Here is a 19,618-nt window from a genome sequence, read left to right on the forward strand (position 1 = left end):
AAGAAATTGGAGCTGCTATTATATACTATAATTCTCCACCATCCAGTCTACAGTTTGTTTCGTTCCTTTGCTTCTGGATACAGGTAAATGAGGTGCCAATTTTTGGATATCAGATAAATCGAAAAAATTATTGGTCGTCATGTTTTTTAATCGAAAACTCGTCATAGGAAATTTAACTTTCATTAGTTTCAGACAATCGCCAAAAAAAGCCGCCATTACAAAAACAGAATAAGGAACATTATGGATTTTTATATTTTTGGTTCCTGCAATTTCATCTGCCCAAGAAGTAATATTATAAGGCTCATAATCTCCCAAATAAAATATTTTTTGATCTACCAGCTCTTTATTTGAAGCAATAATTGATTGTATCTGGTAAATAAAATTATCGATATAGCCATACGTTTTTTTGCAGGCTTTACTGCCCATATGAAAGTACTTTCCGGAAAGTACTATTTTAAAAAAAAGATTATAAGGTTCATCAAAATAAGGTCCCCAAATAGAGGTTGGCCTTACAATAGTCCAGGTATATTTAGGATTCCAGTCTGTGATGTTTTTTTCTGTTAAAACTTTACTTTCTCCGTAAATGGTATGAGGTGTAAAGTCATTAAAATCCTGAGGGACATAACCTGGCTGGCAAACATACATTGAGGAAGCAAAAATGACTTTTTTAAGATTTTTTAGTTGATCTAAAACAAATAGTAAATTTTTTACTCCGCCAATATTAGCATCATAATCTTCTAATGTTTTTCCATTTAAGTCTGTTCTGGCTCCTAAATGAATGACATATGCCGGATCATATGAAAGTATTACACTCTCTAATTCTTGCCTGTTGCATAAATTTACCTTTCTAAAAATAGAATTATGTTCCTTTGTTTTAGGTTCCTTAATATCGATACTCACTACCTGGTGATTATCTTTTAGTAATTTATTGATCAAATTGGTACCAATAAACCCTGATCCGCCGGTAATTAAAAATTTTGCCATTTTTATAATTTTAAATTCTGTCTTTTATTGCAATAGCTGGAGTTCCTACACATATTTTACCGCCTGGCATGCTCTTTAACACGGAACTTCTGGCGGCGATTATTGAACCTTTGCCAATAGTTACTCCCGGAGCAACATATACATCATTTGTTAGCCAACATTCATCTTCGATAACTACCGGTTCGCAAAAAATATCAAAAGAAATTTTATCGTATTCATGTCCGCCCGTATTGATGTAGACTTTATGTGCTAAGGCAACATTACTGCCTATTTTAATTTTTCCAAGACTGTACAAAACATTGTCCTCGCCTATCCAGCTATAATCTCCTATTTCGATATTCCAGGGATAAGTAACCTTTACGGTCGATCTTAATAGTACTCCTTTTCCAATTTTGGCTCCAAACGACCGAAGAAGAAAACGACGCCATCCATAAAAAAATTGAGGCGACAATGCAAAAAGTGTTCCTTGTACGATCCACCATAATTGTACAGTAATTTTAGATTTTCCGCGAAATGTTTTGGGTACAGTAAATTTTTGTAAATCCTGATAGATCATCTTAAATAAGTGATTTTAAAACTTTGTTTAATCTTTGGGCAGTGCTTTTTACATCAAAATGTTTTTGATATAGTGAAAAGGCATTTTTGCCCATTTCTGTTTTTTCATTTTTATTCAGTGCTTCCCATTTTTTTAGAATTCCCAGAATTCCATTAAAAGTATCAGCACCAACAAAACCTCCTCCACCATCTTCAATCTCCCTGTAAATATTGACTTTATCTGTAATTAATACTGCTTTTTCGCAGGCCAGTGCTTCGACAATAGCAATACCAAAATTCTCCTGATGACTTGGTAACAAGTAGGCTTCGCAATTGTAGAAAGCGCCCCATTTTTCATCGCCCTGCAACATTCCTGAAAAATGAATTTTTGAATTTTCGGCGGCCATTTTTACCATTTCCTGTCCGTAAACAGATTCATGTGGTCCCGCAATTACTAAATCCGGAAGAGCGGGATTATCGATAGAAAGCTGATTGTAAGCCTGAATCAATAAATCGACTCCTTTTTTTTCGTGAATCCTGCTTAAAAAAAGCCAATATTCCTTGTGGAGCACTTCAGGACATTTTTTATAGAATGCAGTATCAAATTCCGGCTTTCTGACGGGTGGTGCCTGAATTCCGTAGCTCACATTAATCGCCTTTTTAGGGCTATATCCTTCAAAAGTTGTTGACGCCAGCTGCAATTCTTCCTGACACGTATAAAAAAGGGCATCGGCGTTATTTATGCATTTTTTTTCTATAAAATACCAAACCATTTCATTTCTAAAAGCTTTCCATTTTCGGTCAGCCGCAGTTTGAAAATAAGGATCTAGCATACCATGTGGCATGATCACTACTTTTGGTACTTTTTTATAAGACTTTTTTAAAGAATTAATTGCCTTGTAAACCATTAAATTATAATGCTGCCAAAGACCATGAACCATTACCACATCATACTTTAAAGCGTTTTTTATCAACCAGTCATATAATAAAGGCTGGTATTGATAAGAGGTTTTTCCTTTTCCTATTTTATGAATAATAAAATCATCTTTTGTAGCATACTCTTCCTCTGCATTATCCAAACATACTACTTCGACCTCTGTACCTAATTGTTTAATAAAAGGATTTACATTACGTATTCCCTGACAAGGACCTCCAGTTTTTGGATTCATGGAGGTTATAACTCTGAGTACTTTCATTTCTTGTTATGGTTGTTTAATTTTAAATCGTGGTGATGCATTTTTCATCTATTCTGCAGCAATAACTGTTTCTTTATTATTGCTTTTTTTAGTTGAAGGGTAAAAACGATCTCTCAAACGCAATGAAGGCCATTCGATAATGGTTGATGTTACGTATCCTAAAAATAAACTTAGAGATAACTGAAACAGCATTACTATAATTAAAATAACCAGGTCATTATATCCTTGATTAAAAAGTATCTGTTGGATTTTTTTGGAAGGTCCAACAGAGACCGAGTGCCATAGATAAATTCCATAAGAATAAATTCCGATCCATGCTATAAAACGATAAATAATACTTTTTTTAAGAATCGATTTAGAAGTTACGACCTGTACAATTAGTAATGTAAAACCAATGGCCTGAACTAAATAACCAATGCTTCGGTCGAGATACGGATTATTTACCGTGAAAAAAATTGTTAGTACTAAAACAGCAAATGAAATGTTAAGTAATAACCGATTAGAAGCCAAACGATCAAATGATTCTTTGTAATAAATATGCACTACTGATAAAATAACACCAAACAGCAAACTATCCATTCTATATTGTGTCTGGCGAAAAGTGGCGTCTAAATAGCCATAATTTACAGCAACCAAACGTAAGCTCACAGATATTACAATAACTATTAATAGATTGAATATGATTTTCTTTGGTGGATTTTTTGCCTGATACGATATAAAAAAAGCAAGAAATATATAAAAATGCTCTTCTACCGCTAACGACCAGGTTTGATTAATTGAAGAACCAAAATAATTTTGTACATGAAAAAGATTTTGCCACAAAAAAGTACTAATAGGATGATGGCCTGAAAACAGATGAACAATCAAAAGAAAGTATAGCGGAGGCCAAATTTTTATCGCTCTTCGAACTAAAAATCTTGGCGCATTGATGTCTCCTGTCGCCTTTAATTCTTTCAACAATAATCCTCCTACCAGAAAACCGCTTAAAGCAAAGAAAAGATTAACTCCGGTTCCTCCAAACGATTTAACCGTTAAGATCGCCTTATCTAAAAAGTATAATCCTGAAGTGGGTGCATTAAAATGTAATCCCAAAACCAACAAAATAGCTAAACCTCTCAGAAAATCCAATTCAATTCTTCTATTGGCTACTTTAGGCTGACTGAACAATTTTATCTTCATTATTTTCATTATTAAAAAAATGCAAAAAGAAATAAATCCTCTTATTCTATTATTAGTTTATACTGTTGTTCTAATTGATTTAAAAAAAATTCAGTGTCAAATTTTTTAATCGACTCTAATCCTGTAGCGATACATTCCTGTCTTTCTGAATCAGAAAGATTTACAATTCTGGTTATTTGATTTGCTGCTTTTTTACTCCAATCTTCCACTAATAATGCATTAAATGGCCTACGCTGTATTAGAAAAAAATCAGCAAAACCAAGAATCTCTGTCATAGGAGCCCGATTTGTAGTCACTACCGGACACCCACATGCCATTGCTTCTGCTATTGGCCAGCCAAATCCCTCATCGAGCGAAGGAAACAATAAGCAGGTGGCCCCGGAATAAGCTGCATTAATATATTGGTCATCAAGGCCTATTACGAAATGAATGTCTTTTTTGTATAAAGATTTTTCATATACCTCTTTTAGTTTGTCTGTAGGTTGGGCACCTACCAATACAAGCGGCAAAAAAACATCCGACGAGGCTCTCCAGGCATTGTAAATCTCTATTACTCCTTTTCTGTTTTTATAAAACTGATTGCCGCCAACATGAAGAATATAACCTGCTGATAAATCAATATTCAAGAGATTATCCAGAGAATTGCGTGACGAATGAGTATCTAAAACTTTAAACTCTCTGTTTAAGCCATTATAACAAACTACCGAGGATGAAATTTTACCTTCGTGCAATTCATGCAAATCTTCCTGTGTTTTTTTTGATATCGATATAAAGTGCTTTCCTTTAGAAAATCCTTTTCGAATAAAATCCTGATAGATTTTTCCGGTTCCTCGAGTGGGATTTTCAGGAATTTTTCCTAAAGCTGAATTTAGTGCTAAAAAATCATGACAATGAATGACATGCGGTTTCGTTTTTACTAATGGTACCCATGGACCTAAAGCCTGATCGGCAAAAACAAAAATCGTATCCTTAGAACAATGTTTGAGTTTTGATTTTACTTTTAAAGGAAAAACAAGGTATTGATCAATATATCCTAACCATTTTTTGATGGGCGAAAACGGTAATTTATGAAAAAAAGCCTGAGGTTGCCATGTCAGCACTTCGTAGCCTTTTTGCTGCATGCCATCGGCTAACATTTTTGCATATCTGGGCATACTTTGTGATCCTACAAAACTGGGGTGTGTAAATAATACTATTTTCATGATTGTTTTTTCTATAGGCTTACTTCGCCAATATCTACTACTATTTAAGCGGTATAAATATCTTTGTCGGTTGATTTTTTTTAAGAAAAATGAGGACCATTTCTAAGCGGTCTGCGAGATGATTATCTTCTGTTTTTTTTAGGCAGCTGCATTAGTTTTATTAAAAAAACCAATAGCCAAAAAATAAAACATTGTTGCCAAAACCCTCTTAATATATAAGCTAATGGAACGATAGAACTAATAGAGTTTCTGAAAATACCCAGAAAACCAAATATATTTATGAGTCCCAGAGTTGAGAATAATATGGTGCCATTTTTAAATAAAACAAGACTATCCATTAATGTAAATGACAAAAACAATAATACAAACACGATCGGGAAACACCAATAACCAAATGTGGCCAACCCATCTCCAACCAGGCTTGTAACCCGGAATCCGCCTAATGCAGAAGGTGTATGCGTACCGGTAAAGTAAAGCTTATCTCCGGGAGAATATTCTAACTCTTCTTTATCAATAGTAACTCCAACTACAGACAAAAATGGAAGCGGATAAATCGCTAACGTTTTTTCGAAAAAACTCTTTTGCATTTTTTCATTTCCATAGCCAATTTTATTGGCATAATATAAGGTTTGATCAATAACCCTTGCATTACCATATCTGTTAATCATAAAATTATTCAGATAGGTTTCGTCCCAGCCTCTGCTATAACTAAATACATTATCCTGTACTTCTATTGAGGTATTTCTAAGCTTTTCCATCAGCTTTTCGTTTTGCATGGTTTCGATAGTATTGTCCAAAAGTTCACTTCGACTTACATCATTACGAATTTTTCTGTTGGCAAGCATCGCTAAGGAAATATCAGACAGAAATCCTAATCCAAAAAATACCAGAAAAATGATTGTCCCTATTTTCCAGGGTGAAAGAATGCTGAAAATAGAAATGTTATCTTTTAATAAATAAAGAATAAACAATAAAAGAACCGTAAAAATGGGATAAATCATTTGTTGACGGCTGTTTGCAGCAAAACTTAAAACAAACGTAAATGATGCATAGATAACGACAAGATTACTGCGAAACTTGTTGTATGGCAGTCCTGATAATGAAGGGAAAAACATAATTATAGGCGCATATTGCAAATAAGTTAATCCTTCTAAAAACTTGTTTCCAGCGTCTCCATACTGCACTTCGTTTACCACTGCAAGACTTTTTATTCTGGCCAATAAACCTATAAGTCCTAAAATCCATAATGTTGAAGGTTCGGTTTCGAAAAAATTTAGGTTGTATAAGGTGCGCTGTATGATATTGTTGCGTCTTCGTTTTCTGTAAACTACTACATAAAATGATAATGAAGCTACAATAAAAATCAGTGTTTGATAAAAAAAGGTCTCATAAGGATTTTGAAAACCGTATGTAATGGGTTTTGATTCTATTAATGTTGCCGTCAAAGGAATAAAACTCGCCAGAAAAATAGATGAAAATGCTAAAAAAGAAAACGGATGTTCCAGTATAATTTTCTTTTTAAAGAAAAAATTACGAAAGATTAGCCAAACTATTACTGTCATCACACAACCGGCAAAATTTTGCCAGGAAGGGAAAAAAAATATTTCGCCAATTATAGAAAGTACTACTACTAAATCAATATACTTAGTTACTGATTGTAAAGCACTTCCTTTCCTTCGTATTTTTAGATTATCAGTCATTTTTTTGCGCGGTTTTCAGCATTCTCTTCACAGCTTCTTCGTTAGAATATCCAGAGGTTTTACATCTTTGTATTCCTCCTTCAATTATTTGCCTGCGTTCTTCTTCGTTATTTAAATAATAGCGGCATTTTTCTAATAGTTCTTGATCGTCAGCAAAAAAAACAGCTTCTTTATTTTCACTAAACAATTCCAAATGTTCTGCTGTTCGCTCGGCCAGCATAAAACCGCCACATGCCGGAATTTCCATTGTACGGGAGGTTTGAGTATCAGAATTCATTTTTCTTAAAAAACAAAGAGAAATTTTAAATGCCTGCAGTGCCTTCGAATAATCTTCTGAATAAATTCCAGGTGCTATTTCAAGGTTTTCAGTTTTATATTCATTCCATTTTTTATCTCCAAAAACCTTAACTTTTATTCCATTCTTTGCTAAATATAAAATACTGTCACACCGCTCTTTTTCCCAGGCTCCAATAAATCCGACATCACCTCCCAATCGCTGTATTTCATCCTCGCTAAGCATTCTGGGATAATGAAAAGTTTGTTCGTAATGTTTGTTCGTAAAAACTATTTTTCTGGCACCCAGACGTCGCATGTGCTCAAGGATGTAAGATTTTGTGGTAAAATGCAGATCATAAAGCGGAATACAATCGAGATAATTTTGACTCTGATTGTGCCTTAAAGCCATATTATCCGGTGAATAACTTACAATCTTTGTATTAGGCGAAAGCTTCCTGATATGTGCCAGAGTTTTACGGTTTATGGTAACTCCTTTATCGATCCAGACAATGTCATAAGGAGATTCGGTAGCTTTACTTATAAAATCCTTTATTTTTTTATTGGCTGATGAATTATCCGGCAACCTGACCGCCAGACCTGACTGAAACAAATGATAGGCAATTCGATACCAGATAGAAAAGGGTTTCTTGCGTGTATTGACCACATGAATTTCATCTGAAATCTTTTTTAACGCCCAATGACGATGCAGACAAGTATTGGACAAGCCTGACATATTTCCTATAGATAATATCTTCACTTTATTATGTATTGATCTTTTTGATAAAAAAACTAAAAATGAACTAGTTTAAAACGCAGGTTCTTTGGTTAATAATTGCCTTTTTTTTCTATTAATGATTTTATATCCTGGACAAATTCGTCAGTAAGAGCCTGACTTTCTTTTAAGGCATCGGGATAAATTACAGCCTGAGAAATATCTTTGGCCAAATCTCCTGAAAACAAAACGGGCGGATATTTGTAAAAATCATACTTTTCGGATCTTGGGGCAAACAGTACACATTTCTTTTTCATTAAAATGCTCCAGTAAACGGCATGGTAACTATTGGTTAAAACCACTTCAGAGCTTCCTATAAATGCAATCATTTCTTTTAATGAAGCGCTGTTTGTAATTTTATCAAATTCATGAATTTCCTGCGGAAGATGGTGCGGAACATCTTTATGTGCCACTACTCCAATATATCTCTTGACTGGATACTCCTGCTGTAATTCTGGTAAAGCACACGTAGCGCAAGGCACATAACGAAAATCATTGTATTTGAAATCGCGAACTGCAACCAAATCAAAAGCTTTGAAATCGACTTTTTTATTGATTTTTTGTTTAGCATTAGAGTTGAATCCTGCGGACCATACTACTGCTTTTCCGGCTTTTTTTGCTGCTTTATTGATATTATAGTTCCATTCGGGCATGGCGTTAAGCAATCCGCCGCCGCCTACAAGTATTACATCATTCTTTTTAATCAATGAGAAATCGACTTTATTTACATCGTGTACGATGCATTTGTACTGGTCAAACTCCGGAAGAAAATACTGGTAATAGCCACAAACTTTATCTCCGGTATTATTGGTAATATATCTGTGTATAAAATGAACAGTAGGGGTTGTTGTAACGTAATTTTGGTTCAATATTTTTGTGGTATATTTTTTTCCGGATCTCCAAATTTGGAACACGGTAAATAAATCGTACTTATTTACTAAAAGCCTGTAGGTGTTTTTGATTGACATTTTTAAGGGTATTTAATTAGCCTCTTTACAAGCAATTAGCTCGCTGTAAAAGTTGCTTTACTTTTTTTTAAAATAAATTTTGCCTGATCCCATAATCCGGCATACATTTCTTTAAAGCTGATGTTAAGAAACTTATTGTTATTCCTTAATGTGTATACAAAAAGGGCAAATTCTGTAAGTACAAGTGCCAAAGGAATCAGGTTCATATTAGGTTCTATTTTTAGAAACACATAACACAATGCTACTCCGGCAACCTGAGAAATTAAAAATACTACCGTAAAGCGAACGTGGGTGTTGGTAGAAAGCGGAATGACACTTGACAATCCGGAAAGGCATGAAATCAAGAGTACAAACAACATTCCTATAAAGAAAACTTCATTGAATACTATGGCATGTTTGGTCCATTCCATATAAATTGTTTTTCCTGTAAATACCAGTAAAATAATGCATAATAAAGTAGCAGCAAATGTGATTACGAGTGATTTGTTGTAAATATTTAATATCGTTTTATAATCCTTTCTTCCGTAAGCTGCACAAATTTCAGGATTGATGGATGTGGACAACATATTCATCATCTGACGCAGAAAATTAACAAGCGTTCTTGTTGTGGTAAAAACAACCAGAAAAGTCCCGCCCAAAAGTACATTCACTACAAACACCATCCCCTGGCTGGAAACGGCCTGCCCTAACGGAAAAAACATAAAAGCAAGCGACGGTTTCATAATCGATTTAAAAACAGGTCCATCAAAATTGCGCAGGTAAAGTCCTGATGCGAATGTTTTTCGGGAAGCAAAATGCTTAAACAAAATTCCTGCTATCGAAGGAATAAGATATATGATAAGCATTAAAATAATATCCATTTTAAAAAAGATCCCACAAAACAGTATAATCAACTCAGCCATACGTATCAGGTTGTCTGCTACAATAACTACGTGAGTTCGTGATGTAGCCCTAAAAATACCATGGTACACTCTGCCATACATCATGGCAAAAACTTCACACAAAAGTAAAACAAAGGCAACGGAGGTTTCTTTTTCTGTAAAGTGCTCTACTCCCAGCATTCCTTTAAACCCCCAAAGGACGAAGATCAAAACAGATACTAAAAGAAACACACCAAATACAGATAAAACAAATAAGAAGGCATTTGTTTGCAATTTTAAGCAGGTATCATAATCCTTTTGATTGTACTTAATGACAAATTCATTGTTACTTGCCCGGTTGAGTCCCATATCGGTCATCGCAAAAAACGAGGAAAGAGCCGTAATTAATATCCAGTCAGCATATTTATCAATTCCCCAGTACATAATAAACAAAGGAACCATTGCGATCTGGTTAAGAAAACTAACCCCCATTCCGAATATACTTGCCGCGAAATTTTTTACTATTGACTCATATACTGACATAATTGTGCGTAATTTTTAAGATTTTAAGATAGTCCTAAGACTAAAATGTAGTGTTGGCCGGCGGTTAGAGAAGAACAATAAAAAGACCCAAGAATAGTGTTATGCTTACTTATCATATAAGTACAACATCTGCATACAGTAACACCGTTTTTAATTATACCCCAAAACAATTAAAATAAAACTAGATCTTACCATGAAGAAAGATTGATCTGTGTGTTAATGCATGTCAGACTCTGTATCCATTGGGTCTTAATGTTCTTTATGATTTTTTGATTAGATTCTTTGATGATATTGAAACTCCATAGGGCAGTATTTTTGTGTGCAATTATCCATTAATTAAAATTGAATTTTTCATCAAAATATACACGCAAATCATCCCGATACCCCATTTTTGTTTCTAAGCAATCTAAGACCCCTATGTTTTTTATATTGGTAAACTTATTCAGGAATTTCGGGCAGTGATTGCAAATTAATAACTGAATTCCATGAGTATACAACCTAAACAAATCGATTAAATCATCTTCAGAATAAAGGACAAAAACAATTAGTGAAAGGTCTGTATTTATCTCATTTCCATAGATAATGGCCTTTTTATTACCCGTTAAAAATTTGATGTCTTTGAACTCATACTTTAAAAATCTCGAAAAATAATGAAAGTCATCAAAAACCAATACTTTACTTTGATTCATGTTTTTAAAATTTAAAAATTAATGTTTCATTAAAAATATTTGAAACTATTATTACTACTTCAATTGCTTTTCCGGAGATAAAAAAAATAAAAGTTCAGTATTATTTACTTCAGGTGCCTTTTTAAAATCAGACTAAAAAGAAACTTTTTTAACATTTTCTACATTGGCCAAAAACCAGTTGTAGGTTTCCTCAATTCCTTCTTCTAAAGCGACCTGATGTTTCCAGCCCAATTGATTCATTTTAGCACTATCCATTAATTTTCGTGGAGTTCCGTCTGGCTTTGTTGTATCCCATATAATTTCTCCGCGATGTCCAACAATTTGCTGTATTGTCCAGGCTAATTTTTCAATACTTAAATCTTCCCCGGTTCCTACATTGTAGAGATAATCCGGAAGTTGATTTTCTAAAGCAAATACAACGGCCTGTGCCATATCATCTACAAAAAGAAACTCTCTTAGCGGTGTTCCTGTTCCCCAAAGTGTTACAGGCGAATGATCGTTTTCTTTAGCTTCATGAAATTTGCGTATCATAGCAGGTAAAACATGCGAACTTGTCAAATCAAAATTGTCATGAATGCCGTATAAGTTAGTGGGCATGAGACTCACATAATCTTTTCCAAATTGTTTTCTGATGGCTTCGCAGGATTTAATTCCTGAAATTTTAGCCAGCGCATACCACTCATTAGTGGGTTCCAGGGAATCTGTCAGGAGATATTCTTCTAATAAGGGTTGCGGAGCCAGTTTAGGATAAATACAAGAGCTGCCTAAAAAAATAAACTTTTCTATTCCTGCATGCAAAGCAGTATCAATAAGATTATTCTGGATCTGCATGTTCTCCATAATAAATTGATACGGGTAATCTTTGTTTGCCAGAATCCCTCCTACTTTTGCTGCCGCATCAATAATGGCATCCGGTTTTTCTCTGGATATAAATGCTCTCACAGCTTCCTGATTGCGAAGGTCTAATTCCTGACTAGACTGACCTATTAGATTTGAATATCCTTTCTTTTCTAATGCTCTCCAAACTGCTGAGCCTACCATCCCGCGATGTCCGGCAATATATATTTTTGCTGTTTTATCTAAACCCATTTTTATTCGTAATAATTCATTGTTTGATATCCTGCTTCTTCCAGATGGTGATCTTTTTTCATTAATTTCACATCTGATTCCATCATATCGGTCACTAAATCCTGAAGATCATATTCCGGAGTCCAGCCTAGTTTAGTATTGGCCTTGGTGGCATCACCAATCAATAATTCGACTTCTGTTGGACGGAAATAACGAGGATTTACCGCCAAAACTTCTTTTCCTATTTCGATTTGATAATCCGGATTACGACAAATTGCGACATACGCTTTTTCATCTACACCAGTTCCTGTAAACGCTAATTCGATACCAACGTGAGCAAAACTCATTTTAACAAATTCGCGAACCGGAGTTGTAGTACCTGTTGCAATAACCCAATCTTCCGGCTCTTCTGCCTGAAGAATCATCCACATCATACGTACATAATCTTTAGCGTGTCCCCAATCTCTTTGCGCATCAAGATTTCCTAAATAAAATTTATCCTGCAATCCTAAGGCAATTCTGGAAACCGCACGGGTAATTTTTCTGGTTACAAAGGTTTCTCCACGAATAGGAGATTCATGGTTGAATAAAATTCCGTTACAGGCATACATTCCATAAGCTTCCCTGTAATTAACCGTTATCCAGTAGGCGTACATTTTTGCAACAGCATACGGAGAACGAGGGTAAAAAGGCGTAGTTTCTGATTGTGGAACTTCTTGAACTTTTCCGTATAACTCAGATGTAGAAGCCTGATAAATACGGGTTTTCTTTTCTAATCCTAACAAACGAACTGCATCTAAAACCCTTAGTGTTCCTAAACCATCAGCGTTTCCTGTATATTCCGGTATTTCAAAAGAAACCTGAACATGACTCATTGCTGCCAGGTTATAAATCTCATCGGGCTGAATTTGCTGAATCAAACGAATTAAGTTCGTACTATCAGTCATGTCGCCATAATGCAATATAAATCGTTGATTATTTACATGCGGATCTTGATACAAATGATCAATACGATCTGTATTAAACAAAGAACTTCTTCTTTTTACGCCATGAACAATATAGTCTTTTTTTAATAAAAACTCACTTAAATAAGCTCCATCCTGACCAGTTACCCCTGTTATTAGTGCTACTTTAGCCATAATTATTTATCTTTTATTTTGTTTTGATTTTGTACTTTTCATCTTGTGCAGAGATGAATTCTGTTTTCTTTAGGTCCGGTGATTGTCAATACAAATTGCTGCGCTAAATCAAACAAGAACCTGATAACTCCAGCTGTTGATACACCTCTTTAACTTCTTGCGAATATTTTTTTTGTAAAACCAAAAGGGCATCAGGAGTATGAACCAATAAGCAATCTTCTAAACCTACAAAGGCCGTATGCACATCAGAACCAATTACAATATTTCCGTTAAGATCTGCTGAATGTCCGTTTTGCATCAAATAATCATATACCGCTTCAAAAGATCCTAAATCAGACCATTCGAAATGAGTAGCCACTACTTTTATATTTTTACTTCGCTCCATTACAGCGTAGTCTACACTGATAGAAGGTATTTGAAGCGATAATTCATAATTTAATAAACCATCGACATTATCCTGCCAAACCAGTTGGGCTCGCTTGTAAAGTTCCGGTTCCTGTACTTTTAACTCTTCTAAAAAGAAACCAGCTTTAAAACAGAACAAACCACTGTTCCACAAAAATCTTCCGCTTTCTGTAAAGGATATTGCTTTTTCTAAATTTGGTTTTTCATGAAATGCCAATACTGTATCTCCATCAAATTCAATATATCCATAGCCGGTTTCCGGTCTTAAAGGCTGTATACCAAAAGTGACTAAAAAGTTATTTTTTGCTAATGCTATAGCCTGATCCAATCCCGCCTTATATTGTACTTCTCCTTCTATGATATGATCAGATGGTGTTACGATCAATATGTCATCCGGATCAGCATTAAATGCAGCAAAAGCAATTGCAGCAGCTGTATTTCTTGGCGTAGCTTCAATGATATGCGTAAAAGGAACACCTAATTTTTTCATGACGTTCTCCGTCAAATGACTATTATCTCTGTTTCCAACCACTACAACATCATCTGCCACTGCGGCATTTCGTTCTAAAGTCAGTTCAAATAGCGATTTACCCTCAAATAAATCCAGATATTGCTTGGGCTGGCTTTTACGGGAAAGTGGCCAAAGCCTGCTTCCTACTCCTCCCGTTAGCACAACATGTATTATTTTATTTGTTGAATTCATATTTTCTCATTTAATAATTCAATCTGAAAAACCTCTCTGCGTAAATTAGAACTCGAAAAACGATGGTCTCTCGTATTGAAATAAAGTACAATACCTTTTTCTTCGCAATAGTTTCTGCCTGTAAAATCCCTTTCCTTATATTCATCACCTACAATGCGCACATCGATTTGAAAAGCTTTTAAGATATCTTCTAAATCCTGCTCTGTGGTATAAGGCACAATCTCATCTACAAACTTGCACGCCTTCAACTGAATGTAACGTTCTACAACTGTCTGCGTGGGTTTGTTTTTTGTAGGTCTGTCAATCGTTGGATCTGTTTGTAAGCCAACAATCAAATAATCACAATGTAATCTCGCCTCTTCAAGCATTTTCACATGACCCGCATGCAATAAATCAAAAGCACTAAAGGTTATTCCTGTTTTCATAATATTGGTTTTTTGCTTATAAATGAGTTCAAAAAATAAATCGGGCTGTAAAAGATATTTATACAAATATTTTAAAATTGAACAAGGGTTCCCCGTGAATAGTTACATTTTACTATCCCTAAAAAAAATAAAATTTATTATTTTTTTGACTTATTATGTTTGGAAAAAGTTGGAAAGTGACTACAAAAAAACGACTACCAACAAGGCAAAATTAACACAGACTCAGAATAATCGAAACTTAATTTAGTGGTTAAAAAGTCTTAATAAGGAATAATTACAATTGAAAAGAGCGTCTAAAGAAATAAAACACAATTAATTTCACTTACCTATATATTAAATCTATTTGCAACAAAAACAAACTGTTAAAGTGTATTTAACTGCACAAAACAAAATCTTACAAATAATTAATATTCAATAATTTACAATTAATATACCGCTATACTATTAATAGGTATTTAAAGAAAAGTCAAGTATCAATAAATATTAATTTAACATTCAAAGAAGAACAGATAAAATATTATGAAAACTAAAATTACTAAAATCTGCTGTATCGGTGCTGGTTATGTTGGTGGACCCACCATGGCAGTAATTGCTAAAAAATGTCCACACATACAAGTAACAGTTGTTGACTTAAATACAGAACGCATAGCGGCCTGGAATGATAAGGATGTAGCCAATATTCCAATTTACGAGCCAGGGCTTAGTGCTATTGTAGAGGAAGCCAGAGGAAGAAACTTATTTTTCTCTACCGATGTTGAAAAAGCGATAGAAGAAGCCCAGATTATTTTTATCTCAGTAAATACGCCAACGAAAACGTATGGAAAAGGAAAAGGAAAAGCAGCCGATTTAAAATATATTGAACTTTGCGCCAGACAAATCGCCAAAATTTCAAAAGATGATAAAATTGTGGTAGAGAAATCTACTCTGCCGGTACGAACTGCTGAGGCTATCAAAAGTATTCTGGACAACACCGGAAACGGAGTGCAATTTCAAATTTTATCCAATCCTGAATTCCTGGCAGAAGGAACAGCTGTTACTGATTTATTACATCCGGACCGAATTTTAATAGGTGGCGAAACAACTCCTGAAGGACAAGAAGCAATTGAGGCATTAGTTGATGTTTACAAAAATTGGGTTCCCGAAGAAAAGATATTAACTACAAATGTATGGTCTTCAGAATTGTCTAAACTAACTGCCAATGCTTTCCTGGCACAGCGCATTTCGTCGATAAACGCTTTATCTGAACTTTGCGAAAAAACCGGTGCTGATGTTAATGAAGTAGCAAAAGCGATTGGAATGGACAGCCGAATTGGTTCTAAATTTCTAAAAGCATCAGTTGGATTTGGAGGTTCTTGTTTTCAAAAAGATATTTTAAACTTAGTTTATATCGCAAAATCATACGGATTAAATGAAGTGGCTGATTATTGGGAGCAGGTTATTATTATGAACGATTATCAGAAAAAAAGATTCTCGACCAAAATAACACAAACTTTATATAATACGGTTGCCGATAAAAAAATAACATTCTTTGGCTGGGCTTTCAAAAAAGATACGAATGATACCAGAGAATCGGCAGCTATTTATGTTGCAGATGATCTAATCTCGGAACAGGCTAAAATTGCAGTTTATGATCCTAAAGTAAGCAGAGAAAAAATACTGGCCGATTTAGATTATTTAAAAACCAGATCGCAGGAAGAAAACAAAGCAAGCCTGGGTTCTTACCAAAATCCTTATGAAGCTTGTCAGGAATCACATGCCATTGCAGTGCTCACAGAATGGGACGAATTTAAGACTTATGACTGGCAAAAAATATACGATTCGATGCTAAAACCGGCTTTTGTATTTGATGGCAGAAATATTTTAAATAAAACAGAACTGGAATCTATTGGTTTCATTTATCAGGCAATTGGTTCTTAAAGTGGTATAAAAAAGACTAAAAATCATCTTGTACAATCCAAAAACATATATAAAATGAACTGGTACGTTATCTATACAAAACCAAAATGGGAAAAAAGAGTTGCTGACCAACTCACGCAGTTGGGCGTAAACTGCTATTGTCCTTTAATAAAAACTACAAAGCAATATTCAGACAGAAAAAAAACGCTGGAAGTACCGCTTTTTAGTAACTATGTATTTGTTCAATTGGCTGATAAAGACCGAAATTTAGTTTTTTTATCACGCGGAGCCATCCGGTATTTATACTGGCTAGGAAAACATGCCATTGTAAAAGATAAAGAAATCAGCACTATAAAAGAGTGGCTTACTGAAGACGCCGCTATTAGTATTAGCCAATACAATGTTGGCGAAACGATTAAAGTAAATTCAGGCCCTTTTTTAAATCATGATGCTGTAATCAAAGAAGTAACTAATTCTCACTATGTCCTGATTTTAGAATCTCTGGGTTATGTCTTAAAAATTAAGCACAAAGCCGCAGAAATTAAGATCGCGATTTAATAAAAATGAAATAAAAAAATGGATTTTAATTTATCTAAAGAAGCAGACAAGGATACAATATTTAAAAAGATCGCTTCATTTTTGGAAGACCAAAATTTTAAAGTAGTACAACAGGATAACACAAGGCCATGGGGAGGTTTTTTTGTAATAGATGAAAAACAAGCACAAGCTTTTGCAGCGCAATTTTTTCCGCATTTAGAAATGTCCGAAATTCAGATTACCAATAAGTTGAGCCCAAAAATTTTAATTGTCGCACCTAATAAACGATTGTCCTGGCAATATCATTTTAGAAGAGCCGAAATCTGGACCATTCTTTCTGGTCCTGTTGGTGTAAAAACAAGTGATACTGATGAAGAAAAAGAACTTCAAATACTTGATCCGGGTCAATTTATTCAAATGAATAAAGGAGAACGCCATCGTTTGACAGGTTTGGATTCCTGGGGAATTGTTGCTGAAATCTGGCAGCATACTGATCCGGATCACCCTTCTGATGAAGATGATATCGTTCGCTTACAAGACGATTTTGGGAGATAATGCAAACGACTAAAAAATACAAAGCCATAAATCTTAAACTCTTAAAGATTTATGGCTTTATATTTCTAAGAAAGAATGTTATAATTATTTCTTTTTAATGTAAATCTGCGGAGAGATTCCTGTCACTTCCTTAAAGGTTGTATAAAACGGACTATAAGATGAAAATCCTACTTTACTGGCTAAAGATTCTATAGTGTTTGACTGTAAATAACCTTTTTCTATTAATTGTAATGCATCGTGTATTCGTACTATTTTTTTAAATTCAGTAAAACTTACTCTTGAAAGATACTTGAAAACAAATGTCAAATGACTTTTGGGTATTTTAAGTCTATTCGCCATATCATTGAGCGATGCATTTGGGTTTCGAAAAATTTCGTGCTTAAAAACCAATTTTTCAATATCGTGAATATAGCTGCTAGTATATTTTGCAATTTTTGCACCTAGCGCTTTGTCCTGAACATTAGTAATGCCTTCTAAAGAATCTAAAATCCATAAATCTTTTAAAATAAAATTAGATTTGTCATGCTCTTTTACTTTGTCCAGCATGACAGTATAACCATACAATATTTCCGGAGTAAATAATATTTTAAAATACATGATGTTCAGCAATAAAGCCGGAAAAAATTTATAGTTATTTAATTCAAGATTATTTACAGATTTCAAATTCAGAGAAATAACAACAATCAGGTGAAAAACAATTAAGGCGTATAAATAAAAAATAAAAAACGCCCATTGCTTTACTATTCTATTTTGTTTAATGTTCAAAAGATCCAGTTCTTTATTCCAGATTTTATTTTTTAAGAATACATAAATAATTGTAGTATAGTAAATAACATAGGCCTCAAACAAAATCGAAAAAAATAACTTAATCGTAAATAACGGTACCGATTCAATCAGTAATCTCCTGGCAAGTAAATTAAATACCACTAAAAATATCGGAAAAATAAAATGCACCAACTCCTTATAGTTGAATTTTTTACTGTCTTTATCAATATTAATAAAAAACAAATACATTGCCGGAATAATTACAATTAGAAAAGGATAATACGCATTATGCCCCATTTCAGTTAAGCACAAAATATTAAAACCATCCAAACCTTTGAGTAAAAAATTGAGAGCAAGTAACTTAAAAGAGAGTAATAAATAAATGTTTAATAATTTATTGTATTTAAACTGCATTATTATAATTATAAAACAGATTAGTCCAAGTAATCCTGAAAATAGATAAAAAAGGTTTATCAGCATTTTTTTGTGTGGTTTTTTTGAATGAAATTTGTTTTTTCTTCAATGTAATAAATTTTATTACGGTTTAAATGTAATAAACTTTATCAACTGAATATTTGATTTTATTTTATAATTGTAGTAATCACACATTAGCTTGGGGTTTTGTAATAAAAACACTAGTCTAATCCTTTTGATGAATATAAATAATAAAATTAACATAAAGAATGTCGATTATTTTGTTTTTTCTTACATGGCAATGTTTAGAAAGTTTTTCGAAATAAAAAACTTTTTTTTACTATTAAGTCTTTAACAAGTGTTAAAATGTCCTTTATTAGGAATTAAAGTTACAGTTGTAACGAAAAAAAAAAAACGAAATATTTACTTTTGGAATTAATGTAGCTAAAGTAAGTTAATTACAAGTTTTAAAAGATGAATCCTGCAGTGTACAAGAATATAAAAAAAATAAGAGAATTAAAAAACCTAACCAGGGACCATGTGGCCGATGAGCTTAAAATGAGTACTAGCGGTTATGGGAAAATTGAGCGTGGAGAGGTTGATTTAACTGTATCCAAATTAGAAAAAATAGCAGAAGTTCTAGATGTGTCAATTGAGTTTATTTTTAGATTTGATGTTTCGCTTTTTTTTGAAAATAAAACAAATAGAAGAAAAGACCTATTTTAAAAAACATCTGCAAGTTATTTCCGCCAATGTCATAACTAATCTATGGCATTAAGAGCACAAAAAAGACTAATACGTCCTACGG

19 protein-coding genes are annotated in these 19,618 nt (G+C 33.7%); 4 read left to right on the plus strand and 15 right to left on the minus strand.

Annotated elements, in window-relative coordinates:
• Nucleotides 1–18: 18 nt before the first annotated feature.
• The 14 genes from FLP_RS15210 to FLP_RS15275 all read right to left on the minus strand — a co-directional run bounded on the left by FLP_RS15210 (nucleotide 19) and on the right by FLP_RS15275 (nucleotide 14,643).
• Complete coding sequence (locus FLP_RS15210) at nucleotides 19–984, minus strand: NAD-dependent epimerase/dehydratase family protein (RefSeq protein WP_065450381.1); 966 nt, start codon at nucleotides 982–984, stop codon at nucleotides 19–21.
• 10 nt (nucleotides 985–994) lie between these two features.
• The gene (locus FLP_RS15215; protein ID WP_065450382.1) at nucleotides 995–1,540 is read right to left on the minus strand and encodes a WcaF family extracellular polysaccharide biosynthesis acetyltransferase; all 546 of its coding nucleotides are present in this window, start codon (nucleotides 1,538–1,540) and stop codon (nucleotides 995–997) included.
• Between the two features lies 1 nt (nucleotide 1,541).
• Nucleotides 1,542–2,714, minus strand: coding sequence for a glycosyltransferase (locus FLP_RS15220; protein ID WP_065450383.1), 1,173 nt, complete (start codon nucleotides 2,712–2,714; stop codon nucleotides 1,542–1,544).
• 48 nt (nucleotides 2,715–2,762) lie between these two features.
• Entirely contained in the window at nucleotides 2,763–3,893 is a 1,131-nt protein-coding gene (locus tag FLP_RS15225) for an acyltransferase family protein (RefSeq protein WP_165606684.1), read from the minus strand.
• A gap of 41 nt (nucleotides 3,894–3,934) precedes the next feature.
• Nucleotides 3,935–5,095 (minus strand): glycosyltransferase family 4 protein, encoded by a 1,161-nt coding sequence (locus tag FLP_RS15230; protein WP_065450384.1) that lies wholly within the window; start codon nucleotides 5,093–5,095, stop codon nucleotides 3,935–3,937.
• Between the two features lie 122 nt (nucleotides 5,096–5,217).
• Nucleotides 5,218–6,795: a hypothetical protein gene (locus tag FLP_RS15235; protein WP_065450385.1), complete on the minus strand. Its 1,578-nt coding sequence runs from the start codon at nucleotides 6,793–6,795 to the stop codon at nucleotides 5,218–5,220.
• Nucleotides 6,788–7,828, minus strand: a complete 1,041-nt coding sequence (locus FLP_RS15240) for a CgeB family protein (RefSeq protein ID WP_065450386.1) — start codon at nucleotides 7,826–7,828, stop codon at nucleotides 6,788–6,790. Before FLP_RS15240 ends, FLP_RS15235 begins: the two co-directional genes overlap by 8 nt.
• Before the next feature lie 68 nt (nucleotides 7,829–7,896).
• Nucleotides 7,897–8,811: a polysaccharide pyruvyl transferase family protein gene (locus FLP_RS15245; RefSeq protein WP_065450387.1), complete on the minus strand. Its 915-nt coding sequence runs from the start codon at nucleotides 8,809–8,811 to the stop codon at nucleotides 7,897–7,899.
• Nucleotides 8,812–8,846: 35 nt separating this feature from the next.
• Nucleotides 8,847–10,214 (minus strand): lipopolysaccharide biosynthesis protein, encoded by a 1,368-nt coding sequence (locus FLP_RS15250; protein ID WP_065450388.1) that lies wholly within the window; start codon nucleotides 10,212–10,214, stop codon nucleotides 8,847–8,849.
• 332 nt (nucleotides 10,215–10,546) lie between these two features.
• Nucleotides 10,547–10,903, minus strand: coding sequence for a hypothetical protein (locus FLP_RS15255; protein ID WP_065450389.1), 357 nt, complete (start codon nucleotides 10,901–10,903; stop codon nucleotides 10,547–10,549).
• Between the two features lie 132 nt (nucleotides 10,904–11,035).
• On the minus strand, nucleotides 11,036–11,992 hold the full coding sequence (locus FLP_RS15260; RefSeq protein WP_065450390.1) for a GDP-L-fucose synthase family protein: 957 nt from the start codon (nucleotides 11,990–11,992) through the stop codon (nucleotides 11,036–11,038).
• Between the two features lie 2 nt (nucleotides 11,993–11,994).
• Nucleotides 11,995–13,110: a GDP-mannose 4,6-dehydratase gene (gene gmd, locus FLP_RS15265; RefSeq protein ID WP_065450391.1), complete on the minus strand. Its 1,116-nt coding sequence runs from the start codon at nucleotides 13,108–13,110 to the stop codon at nucleotides 11,995–11,997.
• 103 nt (nucleotides 13,111–13,213) lie between these two features.
• On the minus strand, nucleotides 13,214–14,218 hold the full coding sequence (locus FLP_RS15270; protein WP_065450392.1) for a mannose-1-phosphate guanylyltransferase: 1,005 nt from the start codon (nucleotides 14,216–14,218) through the stop codon (nucleotides 13,214–13,216).
• Nucleotides 14,215–14,643 carry an adenylyltransferase/cytidyltransferase family protein gene (locus tag FLP_RS15275; protein WP_065450393.1) on the minus strand — a complete coding sequence of 143 codons (429 nt, stop codon included), beginning with the start codon at nucleotides 14,641–14,643 and terminating at the stop codon, nucleotides 14,215–14,217. The genes FLP_RS15270 and FLP_RS15275 overlap by 4 nt, the downstream gene beginning before the upstream one ends.
• A 519-nt stretch (nucleotides 14,644–15,162) precedes the next feature.
• Between FLP_RS15275 and FLP_RS15285 the strand changes: the two genes are divergently transcribed.
• Genes FLP_RS15285 through FLP_RS15295 form a run of 3 tightly spaced genes read left to right on the plus strand, consistent with a single transcriptional unit; the run spans nucleotide 15,163 to nucleotide 17,631 of the window.
• Nucleotides 15,163–16,560, plus strand: coding sequence for a UDP-glucose 6-dehydrogenase (locus FLP_RS15285; RefSeq protein WP_065450395.1), 1,398 nt, complete (start codon nucleotides 15,163–15,165; stop codon nucleotides 16,558–16,560).
• Between the two features lie 54 nt (nucleotides 16,561–16,614).
• Nucleotides 16,615–17,097 carry a UpxY family transcription antiterminator gene (locus FLP_RS15290; protein ID WP_065450396.1) on the plus strand — a complete coding sequence of 161 codons (483 nt, stop codon included), beginning with the start codon at nucleotides 16,615–16,617 and terminating at the stop codon, nucleotides 17,095–17,097.
• Nucleotides 17,098–17,115: 18 nt separating this feature from the next.
• Nucleotides 17,116–17,631, plus strand: a complete 516-nt coding sequence (locus tag FLP_RS15295) for a cupin domain-containing protein (protein ID WP_065450397.1) — start codon at nucleotides 17,116–17,118, stop codon at nucleotides 17,629–17,631.
• Between the two features lie 84 nt (nucleotides 17,632–17,715).
• Here FLP_RS15295 and FLP_RS15300 read toward each other — a convergent pair whose 3' ends face one another.
• Entirely contained in the window at nucleotides 17,716–18,810 is a 1,095-nt protein-coding gene (locus FLP_RS15300; protein ID WP_065450398.1) for a helix-turn-helix domain-containing protein, read from the minus strand.
• Nucleotides 18,811–19,284: 474 nt separating this feature from the next.
• Here FLP_RS15300 and FLP_RS15305 point away from each other — a divergent pair, with 474 nt between their 5' ends.
• A complete protein-coding gene (locus FLP_RS15305; protein ID WP_065450399.1) occupies nucleotides 19,285–19,536 on the plus strand; it encodes a helix-turn-helix domain-containing protein in 252 nt (83 codons plus the stop codon).
• The last annotated feature ends 82 nt before the right edge of the window (nucleotides 19,537–19,618 follow it).

This window comes from Flavobacterium piscis, assembly GCF_001686925.1.
Taxonomy (GTDB): Bacteria; Bacteroidota; Bacteroidia; order Flavobacteriales; family Flavobacteriaceae; genus Flavobacterium; species Flavobacterium piscis.

What these genes read in the sequence shown, in the direction of transcription:
- FLP_RS15210 (WP_065450381.1), bottom strand. Translation starts at nt 984, where the DNA reads ATGGCAAAATTTTTAATTACCGGCGGATCAGGGTTTATTGGTACCAAT.
- FLP_RS15215 (WP_065450382.1), bottom strand. Translation starts at nt 1,540, where the DNA reads ATGATCTATCAGGATTTACAAAAATTTACTGTACCCAAAACATTTCGC.
- FLP_RS15220 (WP_065450383.1), bottom strand. Translation starts at nt 2,714, where the DNA reads ATGAAAGTACTCAGAGTTATAACCTCCATGAATCCAAAAACTGGAGGT.
- FLP_RS15225 (WP_165606684.1), bottom strand. Translation starts at nt 3,893, where the DNA reads ATGAAGATAAAATTGTTCAGTCAGCCTAAAGTAGCCAATAGAAGAATT.
- FLP_RS15230 (WP_065450384.1), bottom strand. Translation starts at nt 5,095, where the DNA reads ATGAAAATAGTATTATTTACACACCCCAGTTTTGTAGGATCACAAAGT.
- FLP_RS15235 (WP_065450385.1), bottom strand. Translation starts at nt 6,795, where the DNA reads ATGACTGATAATCTAAAAATACGAAGGAAAGGAAGTGCTTTACAATCA.
- FLP_RS15245 (WP_065450387.1), bottom strand. Translation starts at nt 8,811, where the DNA reads ATGTCAATCAAAAACACCTACAGGCTTTTAGTAAATAAGTACGATTTA.
- FLP_RS15250 (WP_065450388.1), bottom strand. Translation starts at nt 10,214, where the DNA reads ATGTCAGTATATGAGTCAATAGTAAAAAATTTCGCGGCAAGTATATTC.
- FLP_RS15255 (WP_065450389.1), bottom strand. Translation starts at nt 10,903, where the DNA reads ATGAATCAAAGTAAAGTATTGGTTTTTGATGACTTTCATTATTTTTCG.
- FLP_RS15260 (WP_065450390.1), bottom strand. Translation starts at nt 11,992, where the DNA reads ATGGGTTTAGATAAAACAGCAAAAATATATATTGCCGGACATCGCGGG.
- gmd (WP_065450391.1), bottom strand. Translation starts at nt 13,110, where the DNA reads ATGGCTAAAGTAGCACTAATAACAGGGGTAACTGGTCAGGATGGAGCT.
- FLP_RS15270 (WP_065450392.1), bottom strand. Translation starts at nt 14,218, where the DNA reads ATGAATTCAACAAATAAAATAATACATGTTGTGCTAACGGGAGGAGTA.
- FLP_RS15275 (WP_065450393.1), bottom strand. Translation starts at nt 14,643, where the DNA reads ATGAAAACAGGAATAACCTTTAGTGCTTTTGATTTATTGCATGCGGGT.
- FLP_RS15285 (WP_065450395.1), top strand. Translation starts at nt 15,163, where the DNA reads ATGAAAACTAAAATTACTAAAATCTGCTGTATCGGTGCTGGTTATGTT.
- FLP_RS15290 (WP_065450396.1), top strand. Translation starts at nt 16,615, where the DNA reads ATGAACTGGTACGTTATCTATACAAAACCAAAATGGGAAAAAAGAGTT.
- FLP_RS15295 (WP_065450397.1), top strand. Translation starts at nt 17,116, where the DNA reads ATGGATTTTAATTTATCTAAAGAAGCAGACAAGGATACAATATTTAAA.
- FLP_RS15300 (WP_065450398.1), bottom strand. Translation starts at nt 18,810, where the DNA reads ATGCAGTTTAAATACAATAAATTATTAAACATTTATTTATTACTCTCT.
- FLP_RS15305 (WP_065450399.1), top strand. Translation starts at nt 19,285, where the DNA reads ATGAATCCTGCAGTGTACAAGAATATAAAAAAAATAAGAGAATTAAAA.